Genomic DNA, 17738 nt, shown 5'->3' on the forward strand with positions numbered 1-17738 from the left:
CCTACCTTATTCCCATTGCAAATCCGCGCTGCGATGGTGGAACCATGAAGAAATAGATTTAGCGCCACTGGGTTAAGCAGAACTATAAAATCCCTCTACAATGAGCAAACAAACCAAAAGGGAAATATAGTTATCTGCGATTGCTCCCAACAAAAGAGCGACAGAAACGCCGAGTGCGCCAACGCCAACAATATAGCGCTCGTTAAACTTGTCTAGTAATTCGCTAGCTATAAGTAAGCCAATAATAGGTAGGAATTGCGCTGCTGAAGACAGCAAACCTATTTGAGAGTCACTCAGCAAGAAATCCTTCTTAAAAAATTCAGCTAAAGGACCAATCCCTTGAACAAAGAAGCAGGCTGATGCTTGAGCGATAGTGGCAACAAGCAATACAATCTATCGATAATAATTTTTTTCTATAAATTGATGATTGCTCACTCAGCCCCCTACAATGAAAGTGCTCTTGTAGCCTTTTTTAATAATGCTTGCAACAATAAATGAGGTATTTTATGCGGATGACATAAAAATCTGTCAATATGATTGGTATTAATATACAAGTTAAGGAATATGCTTCATTTAAGGAAATAAGCTATTATGTGTCGTGCAAATTTGATACGCTAGCGATATAAGATAAATTTTACAAACATTGGCTCAGCCGGCATTAAGCGCTCTTCATAAAAGACGCTATATTTTGGCAAGCTTTTTTCATATAATTCTCAAAGCTTTCTTTAGTCACATAGCCCAGATGCGGTGTGCAAAGAACTCTCTCTGATTGCAATAATTTGCTCTCATATACTGGCTCGCTGTCATAAACATCCAGTGCAAAGTAAGTTGAATTTTCCAAACTTAATATTTTTTCTATCGCTCCGTTTTCAATCAAAGCTGAACGCGCTGTGTTGACAAAAAGAGCATGAGGTTTCATGCGCAATAGATCATCTAATTGAATGATTTCTCTGGTTTTATCACTTAAACGTAAATGTACGGATATAATGTCAGGACGTGTAAAAAATTCATCTTTTGAATGCGTAAAATGATAACCTAAATTTTTTGCTTCTTGCGTTGAACGCTCGCTCCCATAAACCAAAATGGACATGCCAAAAGCTTGAGCATATTGAGCAACCATTTTACCAATACGCCCAAACCCGAATATTCCAAGAGTAGCCCCCTTCATTTGGTTGCCAAATGTTGTTTGCCATCGTCCTTTTTTCATATCAGACACAGATTTACAGAGTTTTCTACGCGCAGACATCATTAAGAGCCAGGCAAATTCAGCAGCAGAAGTTGGATCTCCACCACCATCTAATATTTCAATTCCTAAGTCTCTACAAGCTTCTATGTCAATATGTGAACCTATAGGGCCTGTTTGGCAGATTAATTTTAAATTTGGCAGTTTCAGGAGAAGATTTCTATCAACTATAGTCCGTTCTCTAATTAAGATAAGGATATCTATCTCTTTGAGCTTATCTTCTAAATCACATTCTTGAGCTAAATTATTTATAACCAGCACTTCATGCGATTTCATTAATTTTTTAATAGACTGTAATGTTAGGGTGGCTTTTTGATAGTCATCTGGAATTAATATTTTCAATTTAAGCCTCCCGTTTCATTCATCAATATTTGAGCCATTATTTCATTTCTAAAACAACCAAAAAGCAATCTTACTGCTGATATTTTGACATAACGCTAAGCCTATTAACAAATTATACCTCTTGATTTCATTGTTATTTCTAGCAATAAGAATGGTATTAATCAGTTCGTTTTTATAAACTTTAACACATTGCGACAAAAAGAAAAAGTTTGATTCAGTAGATGGAAAATTGCGCTTTTCTCATATTCTAGAGGACGGATTTGAAGTGCTATGCTGGACTGAAATCCATGTTCCAGTTTCTTATAATAAACTACCAAGAAGGCCATACTTACGAATCATATTTTATTGTCGAAACAGAAAAAGCTCCATATTTGTGCGAGAGAAAGCGTGCTTCATATAAGTGTGGTGTCTCTCTATTATTCGTTAAGATATAACTTATTTGTAGCATAAAGAGTAAATTTATTAAAATCATGATAAGAGGGAGATAGGAGCTTTATAGGTGTATCATCATAGGATTAAGTCGTTTTGTTGAGAGCTATTTCTATTTCTGCCAAAAGGTTTTGATATATTTAATTATTATTTCGTAATAGTGGATGTACTTTATTTTTATGTGCAAGAAAGCTGATTGATTGTGTAAAATATTATTCATAAAACTACATTATTCTTATCCTGTTAAGGACATTTTTTCTAGCGAGAGTTTTGCAATTGCAATGCTCTTTTTCTCATTCTAAATTTTGGTTAGAAAAAGCGTATATAGGTGTTATTTTAAATTTAAGATATGCATATTCCATTGTTGGTGATACTGTTGTAAAAGATGATATTTTATCTGATAAGTATAAGGTGTTACAAAGAAGATCGATGTATAGATAAAATTTAGATTGTTACAATATCTTGAAAAAGCAATGGGTAAATAATTGATAATTGTGCTACGAAAGTTGTTAGGTGGGCATGTGTCAGCAATTCTTAATAAAAAAGTTTTTCTTGATAGTCGTTTTTTTCAAAATATTGCTCTTTTTATGCAAATCGTATGTTGGTAAGTTATGCAGTTTTCACCGGAACAGGATAGTGCATTGAAGGCTGTTGCCGCGTGGTTGAAGGAAGGGCGTTCTCCGCTTTTCCGTCTCTTTGGCTATGCGGGGACAGGAAAGACAACACTTGCCCGTCATTTTGCTGAAACAGTTGATGGTTCTGTTCAGTTTGCTGCGTTTACGGGCAAAGCAGCGAAGGTTTTACGTTCTAAAGGTGCAAGCAATGCTTGTACGATTCATTCGTTGATTTATTGTCCACGTGGAGAAGAAGAAGTTTCCGATGAAATAACAGGAAAGAAGTCTATTGCTCCAACATTTACATTAAATCGAAGAAGTGCGGCTGTACAAGCTAAACTCATTATTGTCGATGAATGTTCAATGGTAGATGAAAAATTGGCGCGTGATTTAATGAGCTTTCGGACGCCAATTCTTGTTCTGGGTGATCCAGGTCAATTGCCTCCTATATCAGGTGGAGGATTTTTTTCCAATGGAGAACCAGATTTTCTTCTTTCAGAAATTCATCGGCAAGCGCGAGATAATCCGATTATACGTCTTGCTATGGATGTGCGTGAAGGACGCGATATCGTTTATGGTGACTATGGAGAAGCGCGCGTTGTTACACGTAAAGAGGTCAATCAACAATTGGTTTTAGATGCTGATCAGGTATTGGTAGGGGTTAATCGTACGCGCTACCTTTATAATCAGCGTTTGCGTGTGTTAAAAGGATTTACAGCAGATTATCCACAAGCAGGAGACAAGCTGGTGTGTTTGCGAAATGATCCTACGAAAGGTTTGTTGAATGGCTCTTTATGGAAGGTGATGACTTCACAGAAGGAGACCGTTAAACCAAGCATTAATCTTCTTGTGAAACCAGAAGAAAGTGAGCGTGGGGTCGCAAAGATTAAACTGTTAAAAGCAGCATTTGAAAATCCTGATCAAGAAATTTCATGGCAATTAAAAAAGCGATATGATGATTTTGATTATGGGTATGCATTAACAGTTCATAAAGCGCAAGGTTCCCAATGGAATAACGTCGTTTTGTTTGATGAAAGTTTTGCATTTCGTGATATGTATGCGCGCTGGCTTTATACGGGAATTACGCGTGCAGCAGAACGTTTAATGATTGTTCGATAGAAAAAATATGTATATCATCTAAGTTTCAGATGGAAAATGCCTTTTTTCTATCTTGTTACACACTATAAAAAATGGAAATGGGCATGGCGGTAAAACTTTCGGTTAATCTTAATGCTGTTGCTGTTTTGCGTAATCGACGTAATCTTCCGTGGCCAAGTATCACGAATATTGGGCATATAGCGCTTGCTGCTGGAGCAGCAGGTTTGACGGTTCATCCACGCCCTGATGAAAGGCATATTCGTTTTGCGGATTTGCCAGATATATACTCTTTAATCAAGAACAATTTTCCTACAGCTGAGTTTAATATTGAAGGTTATCCCAGTGATCAATTTTTGGATATAGCAGAAAAGTATGCAGATCAGATTACCCTTGTTCCGGATGATCCAGATCAGTCAACGTCTGATCATGGTTGGAATTTTGCTCATGATGCAGAGTTTTTAACACCTATTATTCAGCATTTGAAAAAAAGAAAGATTCGTGTATCACTTTTTGCTAATCCTACTAGCGATGGTCTTGATATTGCTAAAGCAATAGGGGCTGATCGTGTGGAATTTTATACTGGGCCTTACGGTGGTGCATTTCAGGACAAAACAACACAAATTCAAGAGCTCAATAAACTTGTTTTAGCGGCAAAAAAAGCCAAAGAGGTGCAATTAGGTATCAATGCAGGTCATGATCTGACACTTATGAATCTTCCTGCTCTTGTCAAAAATATTCCTTGGCTTGATGAAGTTTCTATTGGCCATGGGCTCATTGCTGATGCATTAGAGTATGGAATGTATGAGACTGTTCAGCGTTTTATCCGGTTATTATCGTAATCTTTTTCTCTCTATAAAATTGCAAGAGAAGTTTTTATAAAGCTTTGCCAGTTTATCTTAAAAAAATAATATATGTTTAAATAAATAGCACTATTAGCATGCATTATAACATGTTATTATTGCTCTGTTTATTGGTCGCTTTCTATCTTTTGTTTTTAAGTGTATGCGATGCTTTTTACTTGTACCAGTCTATTATGAGGAAGTTTTAAAATCTTGCTACTATAATTTCTTTGAAGGGAGAAAAAATAGGGTTTTGAAAGTATTTTCCTTATAAAGGAGTGCGTAGGATTTTAATGGATCAATACACAAATTTTCTTGATGTTTGAGCTTATTTTACGGGTTATCTGTGAATAGTATAATGTAAAATCTTCATGGATGATATGAAATCTATTGCTATCATCTTTTTATTTGCTCATTTAATGTTGTGGCAGCTTTTGCAATGAGATAATTTATAAGAAATATTTTTATCTATGTGCAATGCTGATTTTGTCATATAAGGTTTTTGATGATTTCATCATGAACAGATTTAAAGTCAGAAAATGCTTTTTATGAATAGGTTTAATGCAATAAGAGCTGTGAAATAGAATGATGATATCGAATTTTAGCTTTATGAAGTAAAGAGAGTAGTGTGCAATAAACCTTAGACTATTATAGGGGATTTTTGAAAAGGGCTCGAGCACATGAAAAGTTTTTTATAAGGTGCCATAAATGAATAATATAATGGCAGTATAGGGGTATTCTTTTTCGCGTGAGAAGCGTGGATACTAAAGAACGTAAAAAGTAAAAACGTCCTCTCTATTATTCTAAAGATATTGTTGTATATGCTTTTGAAATTTGTATTAAAACAATACTTATTATTTTGTAATTTTTCTTGCTATCCGTATTGATTTGGTTCATGTTAAAAATTGTATGTTCTATCTTAATTTTTAGAATATAGCGTTTTGTTGTAAGATAGAAGAGTAAAAAATTAGCAGATATATTTTCTTTAGAAATCTTGTTTTGTGTAATTATTGTTTTTGTAGAATAGCAGTTGAAGTTTATTTGGGGATCTGTATATGTTTTTGGAATGTTTGGGGACTACAGTTTTTTCTATGCAATATGTAAACTTTAAAAATTATTCAATTGCTGTGTTCTTATAAGCGGTGTTTTTTGCCTTTATAAGTGTGTGATGCCCTGAAAATAATGTTTCTTATTTAATAAAAATAATCTGAAATCCAGTTTAAATAGAAAAAGAAGGAAGTTTTTTTATGCGTGTTTATTATGATCGTGATGCGGATGTTAATCTCATTAAAGAGAAAAAAGTAGCCATTGTTGGTTATGGTTCTCAAGGGCGTGCGCACGCTTTAAATTTGAAAGATTCCGGTGTTAAAAATGTGCAAATAGCTTTGCGTTCAGGGTCGGAAACAGTTAAGAAGGCTATGGCCGATGGTTTTGAAGTGGTGAGTGTTGCGGAAGCTGCAAAATGGGCAGATCTCATCATGATGGCAACACCAGATGAATTGCAAGCTGATATTTATAAAGAGCATATTCATGATCATTTACGTGGTGGGGCAGTGATTGCTTTTGCGCATGGTTTGAGCATTCATTTCGGCTTGATTGAACCTAAAAAAACAGTTGATGTTGTGATGATTGCTCCTAAAGGTCCAGGTCATACAGTGCGCAATGAATACCAACGTGGTCGTGGTGTTCCTTGCTTAATAGCGGTGGCACAAGATGCTTCAGGACATGCACATAATGTAGCGTTATCTTATGCATGTGGACTTGGTGGTGGACGTGCTGGGGTGATTGAAACAACATTTAAAGAAGAGTGCGAAACTGATCTTTTTGGTGAACAAGCGGTTCTCTGTGGAGGTCTTGTTGAACTGATTCGAGCAGGTTATGAAACATTAACACAAGCAGGTTATGCACCGGAAATGGCTTATTTTGAGTGTTTACATGAAGTTAAACTGATTGTTGATCTCATGTATGAAGGGGGCATTGCAAATATGAATTATTCGATTTCTAATACAGCTGAATGGGGCGAATATATGTCTGGTCCGCGTGTAATCACGGATGAAACAAGAGCAGAAATGAAGCGTATTTTGAAGGATATTCAGACGGGTAAATTTACGTCAAATTGGATTCAAGAATATAAAGCTGGTGCTGCTCATTTTAAAAGTATGCGGCGTTTAAATGATAATCATCCTATTGAGGAAGTTGGCAAAAAACTTCGTTCTATGATGCCTTGGATAAAATCTAATGCTTTGGTTGATAAAGAGCGTAATTAAAGCTTCTAATTTGTCAATAGCTTTTATAATTTTATAGATAAATATCAAAAAAGGGTAACTTTAGTTACCCTTTTTTATATGTTTTTTGCAACATAAGCTTTATTTTTTAATTTTTTGCATAATTCTTTCTTCCAAAAAGAAAGTATACAATTCCTAAAAATATAAACCATGCTGGGGTGTATTTTAAAGCTATGGCAGTATCAGCTTCTAATGACAATAAATAAATAATGAATGCAAAGAAAAAGAGAAGCGCCCAACACATAACAACACCTCCTGGCATTTTATAAGGAGAGACAGTATGCTGGAGAGGACGATTACGACGATAGACGATATAGCTGATCAAAATGATAGACCATACAAATATAAACAAAATTGCGGCAATCGTCGTAACAATTGTAAAAGCAGCTATGAGGGTTTGAGATAACGATACAACTGCATAACCAAATAAGATGCATAAACATGAAAAGAATAATGCGTTGGCTGGAACGTTGTTACGAGAAAGTTTTCCTAAAAACTTAGGAGCACCTTTTTGTGTTGCTAGTCCATATATCATACGGCTGGTAGAAAAAATTCCACTATTTGCTGAAGATGCGGCAGCTGTGAGGACAACAAAGTTCATTAAACCTGCAGCAGTTGGAATACCAATAAGTGCATACATTGTTACAAATGGGCTTTTTTCTGGATTGATTTGATTCCACGGCGTCACAGACATAATCACAAGAAGAGAGAATATATAAAAGAATACAATGCGGATTGGTATTGAATTAACAGCCTGTGGTAAAGCTTTTTGAGGCTCTTTTACTTCAGCAGCAGCTGTTCCAGCGAGTTCAATGCCAACAAAAGCAAAAATAACAATTTGAAATCCAGCAAAAAAGCCTGTAATTCCTCGCGGAAAAATATTTCCACCATTCCATATATGGCTAAGAGAAGCAACCGTACCGTTTGGAGAGATAAAACCGGTAAAGATCATATAAAATCCTACAACAATTAAGACTAGAATTGCTACGATTTTGATAAAACCAAACCAAAACTCAAGTTCACCAAATAGTTTTACGGCGACGAGGTTAAGAATTAAAAAGGACATAAGACCAATTATAACAGGGATCCACGAATTGAGTTCGGGCCACCAAAAGTGTGTATAAGTGACAATAGCAATAATTTCAGCGGTTCCGGTGACAATCCAACACAACCAATATGTCCAGCCGATAAAGAAGCCGGCACACGGTCCTAGAAGATCGGTTGAGAAGTCAATAAAAGATCGATATTGTGTATTAGAAAGCAATAATTCTCCCATAGCACGCATGACAAAGTATAGAGCACAACCAATAATTGCATAAACGAGTAGAATTGAGGGTCCTGCGACGCTGATTGTTTTTCCTGATCCCATGAAGAGACCGGTTCCAATAGCTCCACCAAGGGCTATAAGTTGTATATGTCGGTTATGTAGTCCACGTTGCAATTTCTTCTTAGTTTTTTTTTCTAAATTTTGTTTGTTCATTTTTGGGAAGTCCCCCTCAGTTATTTTTAAATAAAAATTATTCTAAAAAAGGTAATCCCTTTATCGAAACACGCTATGGTTAAGGAGTAAAGGAATTTTTTTCTATGACTATATGTGAATAAAGCAAAAACATTATGAATTAATAGAATAATTATTTTATAAATAAGAAACAAAATATAAATTATATTATATTTTTTTAATTTTTCATGTTTTGTACATATATAATATGTTATATATTATTTATAATATATAACATTATTTATATAAATATAAAAATTTATATTTGTATATATTTGATTATAATATTTTTTATATAAATATTTTTATATTTATAATCACTTGTTAATAAATTTTTATTTTTTGCGGGAAAATATAAGTAAAACTTTAATTTGTTGAATATAAATTTTTATATATAAAGAAAATATTTTTTAAATTTTTAAAATAATGTTTAAAATGTGAATAAAATATTTTAAATTTCTATTTAAATATTTATATTTAAAATATATTACAAATAGAAAAATTTTTCATAGAATCTTTTTTTATTGTAGATAGCTATTAAGATATATTCTGTTTAGAGCTGTATTTTTTATGTTGATAAAAAATTGAATATAAATTTTGGGGGGAGGAGTTTTAGACAAAATCTCATATTTTATTAGTAAACAATGTCAGTGAAGTTTATAGAGAATTCTTTACAGAATAGCTCGTTTCTTAACCTGTTACGCAGTGAAATACTGTTGTTTAGAGTAGTGATATAAAGCATATAACATTTACACATTAAGTATTTTAAAAATGTGTAGTGAGTATTCAGGGCAGGGATAACCCATAGGGACTTATGTAGGTGAACCATATAAATGGTCAGCAGAATCCCTCTTAACAAGCCGGATTATTTACAAACCTAGACTGCGAGGAATCCTCCTCTTTTGAGGTATGAGGAGGAGGTTAATTAGAAAAAGGGTAACTTTAGTTACCCTTTTTTGAGATGTTTTGTATAGATTTTATTTGTTCTTTGGAGCAATTTTTTTTCTTATAAACATAAAATACATTATACCTAAGAAAATAAACCAAAAGATACTGTATTTTAAAGCTGTTAGGGTATCATGTTCTAATGTCAATAAATAGAGCATGAAAGCAAAGAAAACTAACACGATTCCGCACATAATGACACCTCCCGGCATTTTGTAGACGGATTCAGCATGTAGATGAGGGTGATTGCGACGATACACAATGTAACTAATCAAAATGACGGACCATACGAATAAAAATGCAATCGCTGAAATGCTCGTCACGATTGTAAAAGCACTTATGATGCTTGGAGATGATGATGCAATTGTGTATCCTACTAAAATACATAGGCAGGAAAAGAACAGAGCATTGGCTGGAACATGGTATTTGGAAAGCTTCCCTAAAATTGGAGGAGCACCTTTTTGTGTTGCAAGTCCGTATATCATGCGGCTAGTCGAAAAAATACCACTATTTGCTGAAGAGGCAGCCGAGGTAAGAACAACAAAATTGACCAAACCAGCAGCTATTGGAATGCCTGCAAGCCAAAACATGGAGACAAAGGGGCTTTTTTCTGGAACAATTTGATTCCAAGGTGTAACGGACATAATCACAGTGAGAGAAAGGATGTAAAAGAGTACAATACGCACCGGTATTGCATTAATTGCTTTAGGGAGAACTTTTTTAGGTTCTTTAACTTCAGCTGCCGTTGTTCCAGCAATTTCTATACCAACAAAAGAAAAAATGGCAATTTGAAATCCAGCAAAAAAGCCTGTAATTCCTCGCGGGAAGATATTTCCATCGTTCCATACATGATTAAGAGAGGCAACGGTACCATTTGGAGAGGTAAAGCCTGTAGCGATCATATAAAATCCAACAATAACTAATGCCAAAATTGCTATGACTTTGATAAGACCAAACCAGAATTCAAGTTCACCGAAAAACTTTACAGCAAGGAGGTTAAGGATTAAAAAGAAACCAATGCAAGCAAAAACAACAATCCATGGATTAAGTGTTGGCCACCAGAAATGCATGTAGTTAATGATAGCAATAATATCTGCAGCTCCAGTTACAACCCAGCTTAACCAATAGTTCCAGCCCACAAAGAAAGCGACTCCCGGTCCTAGCATATCGGTTGAAAAATCAATAAGGGATCGGTATTGTGAATTAGAAAGCAATAATTCTCCCATAGCACGCATTACAAAGTATAGGGCACATCCAATAATAGCATAAACGAGTATGATGGAAGGGCCTGCTACACTAATTGTTTTTCCTGATCCCATGAAGAGACCTGTTCCAATAGCTCCACCGAGGGCTATAAGTTGTACGTGACGGTTATCTAGTCCACGTTGCAGTTTCATCTGAGGAACATCTTTTAAATTTTGTTTATAGCTCATTTTTTGGGGGTTCCCTTTAATTATTTTGAGATTAAATTACACTAAAAAATGCATTATTCTGTATCGAAGCATGATATAAATGAGGTGTAAAGGAAAAAAACGTTTTTTATGATTTTGTGTGGATAAAGACAAAGAATATGGTTTTAGGAATATGGTTTTGAAAGAGGATGTTTTCCTCTTAAATAACGTAACAGATATTTGAATGGGGGTTTTTTTTATTGTTATTATTCATAATGGTGAGAGTTTTTAATTTTTGTTCAAATAGCGTTCAAGGGTTCTCATCTTAGTTTAAGAAACAGTTTTTAATAATAGAAAATTAAAATGATTTTTAAAATCACTTAAAGTGATGAATAAGGTTTTTGTTTAGATTAAGGATTTTGTTTAGATATTGATAACATTTTATAAAACATTGCGAGAAATTCACATTGTTCACACAAAAGTCCTTGAGACTATGATAAAGAAATCTAGCGTAATTCAGTTATACAAAGAAAAAAGGAACAGGGGATTGTATAAGCTCTGTTAGAGGTTAAGCTATTTATGGTGAGAGACAGAATCAGGAAAAGACTGCTCTATTAGTCTTGCAATTTGTTATCAAAAGATAAAACTATCCAAAGACAATGAAAAAAGAAAACAGAGATAAAACTGTTTCTGTCGCTATATTAATCGCGCCTTTTACCCGCTGCTTTTTTAAAGTGGCGCTTGCGAATGATATAAAAATAGTCATTAAAGTGAACTATGCAAAGATTTTGAAAGAATGTATTGTGACAAGTTCAAAGCTTTTTTAAATTCCACCCCCAGAAGCCAAGAATTTTGGAAAGGCTGCTATATAAAATATTGATACTTTGGAATTTAGTATTTGTGTCAAAAAATTGTCCATATAGCGGGTGAAGAGTTTTGTTTTATCAATAGCACTCTTTTCATTCGTTGAACTTTTTCTTTTGAATTTAAGCTGTGTATTCCAGATTTAATCGATTTAAAGCCCATGTATAATAAAGTGCTGCCACCCATGAGTTTTACTAAAAAACAGACCTTTGTTATTGAGAATGAGCGCTGATACACTTAGGTGTGGAAAATGCCCCATGTACATATGTTGCTGTATACAATCCTAAAAGTTTAAATGCGTTCTTTCTTTCCAATCTCTTTGCATTATCGATGATAAGGGTCATATTCATCCCCAATAAGATGACTAAAATTAAGTGAGATGACTAAAAAAATGAAACAATGAAAAAGGTCAGCACTTGATGATTCATTTTACTTTTAGCTCTGAAATTAATTGATCTTCGAGATATAATTCTATTCTGTCAAACTGAGAAAGTTTGCCTACACCCTGTGGAGTGCCTGTGTATATGAGATCACCACGCCTTAGCTGAATGTAGTGACTCAAAAATGATATTATCTTTTCAAAGCTAAAGATCATATTTTTCGTATTGCCAACTTGTCTTGTTTTGCCATTTAGCTTCATTGCAAAGGTTATAGGTGTGTTTATTTTTTCCTTGTTTATGAAATCTGAAACGTATGCGGCGCCTTTAAACCCTTTAGATAAAAGCCAAGGAAGCTTTTTTCCTTTCAGTTTTGTTTGCAAATCCCGCGCTGTGAGATCAAGACCTATTGCTACAGCATCATAGCATTCTTCGGCTTTTGCCTCCGTGATCATGAAAGCGTCCTTTGAGATTTTGAGAACAATTTCAGTTTCAAAATGGACTTCTTTGGAAAAATCAGGGAGATAAATTTCATTGCCTAAAACGAGTGAACTTTTGGGCTTGCTAAAGATAACGGGTTCATCTTCAACAACATTGCCTAGTTCATGAACATGTTCAACATAATTGTGTCCAACACAGTATATGTCATTTATCATAGGAGCCCTCCAAATTTTTCATTTTCTCTTTGTATAGGCAAGAGAGAACTTTGCAAACAACATTTTTTCTTATATCGCGTTGTGCGTTTTCTGAAAAAAAAGCATTGTGTGGGTTGATGACTAACCATGATGACAGCTGCTCTTCGCATTGTCTTTCTTTTGAAGAGTGCCCAATCTTACAGTTTTTGAGAGATAAGAAACACTGCTTTTATTTTGATTGCCAATTTCCTGAAATTATTTTATTACTTAAAAAGTGGTTTTGGTCGTCTACGCAACGATCAGTAGGGTCTGAAAGCCCTAAAGTTCGGTCACAAATGAGCCCACTTTGTGGGTGTCTCGGAATTATGGGATATCTTTCTATGTCTAGGTGCGATGAGCACTAAAAGCAAAAAAGCTGACTCGAACTCAGTACTTTCAGGCTTCTGGAATACTAATGCGAGGGCGCTCGCGTCTGCACAAGTCCCCTTGCGTTTTTTTGCTGTATGTTCTGATACATAAGTTGGCAAGCGTCGTAAAACATAAGATGATGATGGGGCTGGTTTGGATGCATCTGATTTTGCTTTACCAGTTACCAGCTGATGCTCGAAAGCTTTGAGAAAAAGCAAATAAAGTCTTAGCAAATGCAATGATCATGGTGTTTGCTACTTACCAATTAATCCAAGTGATTTCGGATGCGCAGAAAAAGTGTGAATTACCGGAATTTGATCTGATCATCTGTGATGAAGCCCATAGAACCACTGGCACGTCATTAGGGACAGACGAAAATGAATCTGAATTTATCAAGGTTTATGATAACAGCATTATTCGGGGTAAAAGATGTCTATACATGACAGAAACCCCAAAGATCTTTACGGATAAATGCCAAAAACAAGCCAATGAGATTAATGCCGACATTCATGGATGATGAAGAACTCTATGGAAAAGGGCTCTATACCTATACATTCTCCAAAGCCGTTAAGAATGAACTTTTAGCTCCCTATAAGATTATTATTCTGGGTGTTGATGAAGAGGAAGTCAGCCAATTCATGCAACATCTGATAACAGATGAGAATTATGAACTTATTCTTGATGATAAAACCAAGATCATAGGCTGTTATCAAGGGCTTGCTAAAATAGATCTGAAGGTTGATTTGAGAGAGGACCCAAATCTTATGCGTCGGGCTTTAGCTTTTTGTAAAGATATCAATACGTCTAAACGCATTCATAACACATTCAATTCTAAAGAAATACAGAAAGAATTGTATAACTTCATAAGGTCCATAAAGAGATACCGCCTCTTGACTGTAAATGTGCTCATATTGATGGAATACAAAGTGCCAAAGAAGGTAATAAAGTCCTTGATTGGTTTAAGGAAGATGCGGGGGAGAATGTCTGCCGTGTTTTAACCCATGTAAGATATCTGTCTGAGGGGGATGTTCTTGCTTTTGATGCCATCATGTTTTTACATCTCCGTAAAAGTCATGTGGATGTGATATAGGCGGTGGGGCTTATCATGCATCGTGCAAAAGGAAAAAAGAGAGGTTATATCATTTTACCTGTTGGGCTACCTGCCGGTGTTTTTGCTCTTAAGATGCGTCCGTTTGGTTTTCTGATACATCCTTTAATCCGAGGACGTCCACGTTTTGTACGTTTTTTGCTCTTTGTCATATTTTTTCAATCAGAATGGTATAGCATCATTAAGAGATATGCTATGATCAACAGCCCCTGAAGCGATAGCATAACTTTGAGAAGTAATGGAGGAAGGGGCGGATTGCTCTTTCTTTGCATCAAGCAAATACAACTCGCCTTTGAATTGTGGTAAGACAATCTCTGTTGTATAATGTTTACCACCATTTTTATCTTGCCATTTACGTGTCTGTAATTTTCCTTCTATGTAAACCTTTGAACCTTTGTTGAGATATTGAAGTGCAATTTTTGCCAAATGTGGATTAAAAAACACCACGGAATGCCATTCTGTTTTCTCTACTTTTTGATTGTTTTTTTAATCTGTATAGCTTTCAGAAGTTGCCATACGAAAATTGACCACCTCAGCTCCAGAAATCATTGTTTTGCTTTCGGGATTAGCACCTAAACGCCCGATTAACATCACTTTATTTAGCATGTTTTTCTTACCTTAAATTTGTATTTTAATACATACAAAATTGTAGCATGGTTTGCATATTTATTCAATTGTTTCAGTTTATTAATAACAGTTTTTTAAAGTATTACATTATAATATTATTTGACAAATTATTCATCAAAAAACCATGTCACACAAATGGCACAGCTTTCTTATTTATGCTTTTAACGTTTCAATAAATATCCTTTCATTAAGAGTCTGTATCAAACTTTTTTGTTCGATTTATTGTTGACTATAGAACCTTTTTGTGCGATATTCATTTTATGCAGAAAGGGGAGGCTCAATGAAACGAGAAGCACTGCTTAGAGAATTACGTAAAGAAGCCAGAAAAAGAGGCATTCATTACAGTGAAGCTCCTGATGCAGGTAAAGGGTCACATTATTTGGTAACTTTTGGAGACAAGACAACCGTTATAAAATCTGGTGAATTGACCCCACTTTACGTGAAAATAATAAAAAAACAGTTGGGGATATGAGTTACTCTCTCAACGGCTTTAATTTTTCGTTTCAAAAACATTTTTATCATGGCGAGGAGACCTAAATATGGAATATACTTATCAAGCAAAACTGGAATCTGATCCAGATGGTGGTTTTATTGTAACCTTTCCAGATGTACCAGAAGCAATAACAGCTGGAGAAAATAGAGCAGAGGCATTAGAGAATGCTGTTGAAGCTTTAGGGTTAGCATTACGGAGCTATCCTATGCGCGGTTTACCTTTACCAGTACCACAGCAATATAAAGGTCTTGTAAAGGTCACGGTAGATGCTTGGAATGCTCTTAAACTTGCAGTGGTAGAAGCCTTTAATGAAGCGAATATCACAAAAACAGAATTGGCTAATCGTTTGGGTAAAAAAGAAACAGAAGCAAGACGCATTCTTGATCCAAATTATCCCACTAAGCTTCAAACATTAGAGCAAGCTCTGAGTGTTCTTGGAAAGAAAGTCGTTATTAAAATCAAAAACGCAGCTTAACTATCTCCTCGCCTTTGAAGACGAGAAGATGAGATTGTATTTCAAATTTAAGCAGCTTTCACGACAAATTTTGTTAGGACCTGCGTTGCTTCTTTGATTAAAGCTTTATAGTGCTTTCTCTCTTCTACTAATGTAAAAGCTTTCACAAGATGTATGTGAAGCGGTTCATAAATGTAAACAGCCTTTTTAGTTGGAGACATTTTATCCCAATCTTTTGGGAAATCAAAGCGCTTATCACGGTCATAATCAACAGATTGGCTTTTTAATTTCTTTTTACATTCAATAAAATAACGGCGTGCTTGACGTTCTTTCTCATTGCGTTCAACCATGGAAAGCTCTTTTGCCATATCTAAAGTGAGATGGTATTTTATTGCTGTAACAGCTCTAGATTTTGTGCTTCCCAATTTTGGGAACCGCAAATCTTGTGTTTTTATGAAGTCTTTACCTTCTTCAGATGTATATTGATTAATACGATCTGTAATCCAAGTAGTGAAACGTTTTCCTATTTCCATGAATGCGTGTAACTCACGTGCATTTACTGCCTGAACTGTTTCTTGATCAATGGTCTGTTTCGATATTTCTATAAGAGTGTTCATATCCTTGCACATTGGTACTAAAATCCGTATTCTTAGGTATTTTGTAATACTGATCGCCACACATTCTCTTGTTCCGTCTTCATATTCGTAAAGGTTATAAAAATACTCCTCTGCGCTGTTCTCCCAAGGAACATAACCAACAGCTGTTGCAACAAACCTCTTTCCCATGGGGTGTTTACGCTTTTTTAAGAATAGATGTTTTAAAATGAACATACTTTAATCCTAATTTTACAAATTTGTCTATTTGCTTCAAATTTGACCGTACAGAGCGTTTTATATTATAGATTTTTTATCATAAAATCTTTAAATCGCCCTTTACGGTGTCTTTTTATCGATTTAAATACATATTTAATCCCAAAGAGTTCAGAAATTTTACTAGTTTGCTAATCTGCGGTGTTTTTCACTGTTCCAAGCCGGATTCAGTGTAATATCAAAAAACACAATAAAGTCAATAGCTTGTATGCAATTATTTTATAAGAATCCACTTAGGAATCCACATTTTTATACATGATTCATTTGACCATTTTTTATATAAGATTGCCATGTATGAATAGACCATAAAAAGCTAATCATGATGCTAATATTATAACGCATGTGTGTATTCAAATGAAATGAAAAGCTGTTATCATTCATAACAGTTTATAAATTTTATGATACGTTTTTATTACTCAAAAATCGCATTGAAGTTAGTAATATAGACTTTTTTAATTTCGCTAAATTTTTAGCGAAACTATTATAAGCTTATAAGTTTAATTTATAAAATTGCATAAAAAGATTTAAAGACAAAATCATATTTAAAACGCTTTCTAAAAATTTAGAAAACGATAGGCAGGCATTATACAGATCCTATCATCACAACAGATATGAAATTCAAAACGTTATATCTTATGATCAAAAGCCTTTTTAATGAATAAAAGCAAGCTATCAAAAAACGTTTTAAAAGTTATCGTTTAAAGATACGAAGCCAAATGAGGTCAATCCAAATTTGGATTGAGAGATTTTAGTCACCTCAAATTTGAGGGCACCTATTGAGACAATAGATAAGCAAACAAACTTCAAAACCGTTGTAACATCATAAGGCATGGGATTTTACTCAATTTTGGAGTCAAAAGCGATATTGTTTAAAGAATGCTCTATTCTAAAGTTAACGTCTCCAAAATTGGGGTGGTTAAGATTGCCAACTCAAAATTGAGTAAAGAAATTAGCTTTTAAAGAAAAGTACAAATACGCTTATGAGACGCTTTCTAAATGAACCTTTAAACGTTTGAAACTGATGCTTTATAAGCTTATTATTCTTTCATTTGCTTAAGAACGTTTCATTTATGAATAAACCTAGGCTATAGCTTTCACAGCAGAGCAAAATCTTGAAAACCTTATATTTTATAAAAGCGGTTGTTTATTGTCTTATTGAAACGCTGCTTTAAAAACCAACGCGCGTAAATGTAAAAAATGGGTTTTGTTATAGATATTC

12 protein-coding genes and 2 pseudogenes are annotated in these 17738 nt (G+C 34.6%); 6 read left to right on the top strand and 8 right to left on the bottom strand.

Annotated elements, in window-relative coordinates; all coding sequences use genetic code 11:
- Window positions 1–72: 72 nt before the first annotated feature.
- Window positions 73–387: an MFS transporter gene (locus tag PVV60_RS02645; protein WP_273722935.1), complete on the bottom strand. Its 315-nt coding sequence runs from the start codon at window positions 385–387 to the stop codon at window positions 73–75.
- A 271-nt stretch (window positions 388–658) separates the two neighbouring features.
- On the bottom strand, window positions 659–1585 hold the full coding sequence (locus PVV60_RS02650; RefSeq protein WP_273722937.1) for a D-2-hydroxyacid dehydrogenase family protein: 927 nt from the start codon (window positions 1583–1585) through the stop codon (window positions 659–661).
- Between the two features lie 1040 nt (window positions 1586–2625).
- On the opposite strand from PVV60_RS02650, the gene PVV60_RS02655 reads away from it, so the two are divergent.
- From PVV60_RS02655 to ilvC, 3 genes are all read left to right on the top strand, one after another.
- Window positions 2626–3747, top strand: coding sequence for an ATP-dependent RecD-like DNA helicase (locus tag PVV60_RS02655; protein WP_273722939.1), 1122 nt, complete (start codon window positions 2626–2628; stop codon window positions 3745–3747).
- An 83-nt stretch (window positions 3748–3830) separates the two neighbouring features.
- On the top strand, window positions 3831–4565 hold the full coding sequence (locus PVV60_RS02660; protein ID WP_273722940.1) for a pyridoxine 5'-phosphate synthase: 735 nt from the start codon (window positions 3831–3833) through the stop codon (window positions 4563–4565).
- Window positions 4566–5812: 1247 nt separating this feature from the next.
- The gene (gene ilvC / locus PVV60_RS02665) at window positions 5813–6832 is read left to right on the top strand and encodes a ketol-acid reductoisomerase (protein ID WP_273722942.1); all 1020 of its coding nucleotides are present in this window, start codon (window positions 5813–5815) and stop codon (window positions 6830–6832) included.
- Window positions 6833–6938: 106 nt separating this feature from the next.
- On the opposite strand, the gene PVV60_RS02670 is transcribed toward ilvC, so the two are convergent.
- The 3 genes from PVV60_RS02670 to PVV60_RS02680 form a co-directional block, all read right to left on the bottom strand.
- Window positions 6939–8330, bottom strand: coding sequence for an amino acid permease (locus tag PVV60_RS02670; protein WP_273722943.1), 1392 nt, complete (start codon window positions 8328–8330; stop codon window positions 6939–6941).
- 995 nt (window positions 8331–9325) lie between these two features.
- Window positions 9326–10726, bottom strand: a complete 1401-nt coding sequence (locus tag PVV60_RS02675; RefSeq protein ID WP_273722945.1) for an amino acid permease — start codon at window positions 10724–10726, stop codon at window positions 9326–9328.
- A gap of 1246 nt (window positions 10727–11972) precedes the next feature.
- On the bottom strand, window positions 11973–12581 hold the full coding sequence (locus PVV60_RS02680; RefSeq protein WP_273722946.1) for a fumarylacetoacetate hydrolase family protein: 609 nt from the start codon (window positions 12579–12581) through the stop codon (window positions 11973–11975).
- Between the two features lie 456 nt (window positions 12582–13037).
- On the opposite strand from PVV60_RS02680, the pseudogene PVV60_RS02685 reads away from it, so the two are divergent.
- Window positions 13038–14145 (top strand): annotated as a pseudogene (locus PVV60_RS02685) (DEAD/DEAH box helicase family protein); the annotation flags it as partial.
- Here PVV60_RS02685 and PVV60_RS02690 read toward each other — a convergent pair.
- Window positions 14103–14228, bottom strand: coding sequence for a hypothetical protein (locus PVV60_RS02690; protein WP_273722959.1), 126 nt, complete (start codon window positions 14226–14228; stop codon window positions 14103–14105). The pseudogene PVV60_RS02685 and the gene PVV60_RS02690 overlap by 43 nt on opposite strands.
- Before the next feature lie 10 nt (window positions 14229–14238).
- Window positions 14239–14682: pseudogene (ssb, locus tag PVV60_RS02695) on the bottom strand (single-stranded DNA-binding protein).
- A gap of 301 nt (window positions 14683–14983) precedes the next feature.
- Between ssb and PVV60_RS02700 the strand changes: the two are divergent.
- Both PVV60_RS02700 and PVV60_RS02705 read left to right on the top strand, forming a co-directional pair.
- Window positions 14984–15175: a hypothetical protein gene (locus PVV60_RS02700; protein WP_126603690.1), complete on the top strand. Its 192-nt coding sequence runs from the start codon at window positions 14984–14986 to the stop codon at window positions 15173–15175.
- Window positions 15176–15242: 67 nt separating this feature from the next.
- Window positions 15243–15671, top strand: a complete 429-nt coding sequence (locus PVV60_RS02705; RefSeq protein WP_273722951.1) for a type II toxin-antitoxin system HicB family antitoxin — start codon at window positions 15243–15245, stop codon at window positions 15669–15671.
- A gap of 47 nt (window positions 15672–15718) precedes the next feature.
- On the opposite strand, the gene PVV60_RS02710 is transcribed toward PVV60_RS02705, so the two are convergent.
- Entirely contained in the window at window positions 15719–16267 is a 549-nt protein-coding gene (locus PVV60_RS02710; protein WP_273722958.1) for an antA/AntB antirepressor family protein, read from the bottom strand.
- Between the last annotated feature and the right edge of the window lie 1471 nt (window positions 16268–17738).

It is taken from the genome of Bartonella sp. AU18XJBT (genome assembly GCF_028618595.1).
Taxonomy (GTDB): domain Bacteria; phylum Pseudomonadota; class Alphaproteobacteria; order Rhizobiales; family Rhizobiaceae; genus Bartonella.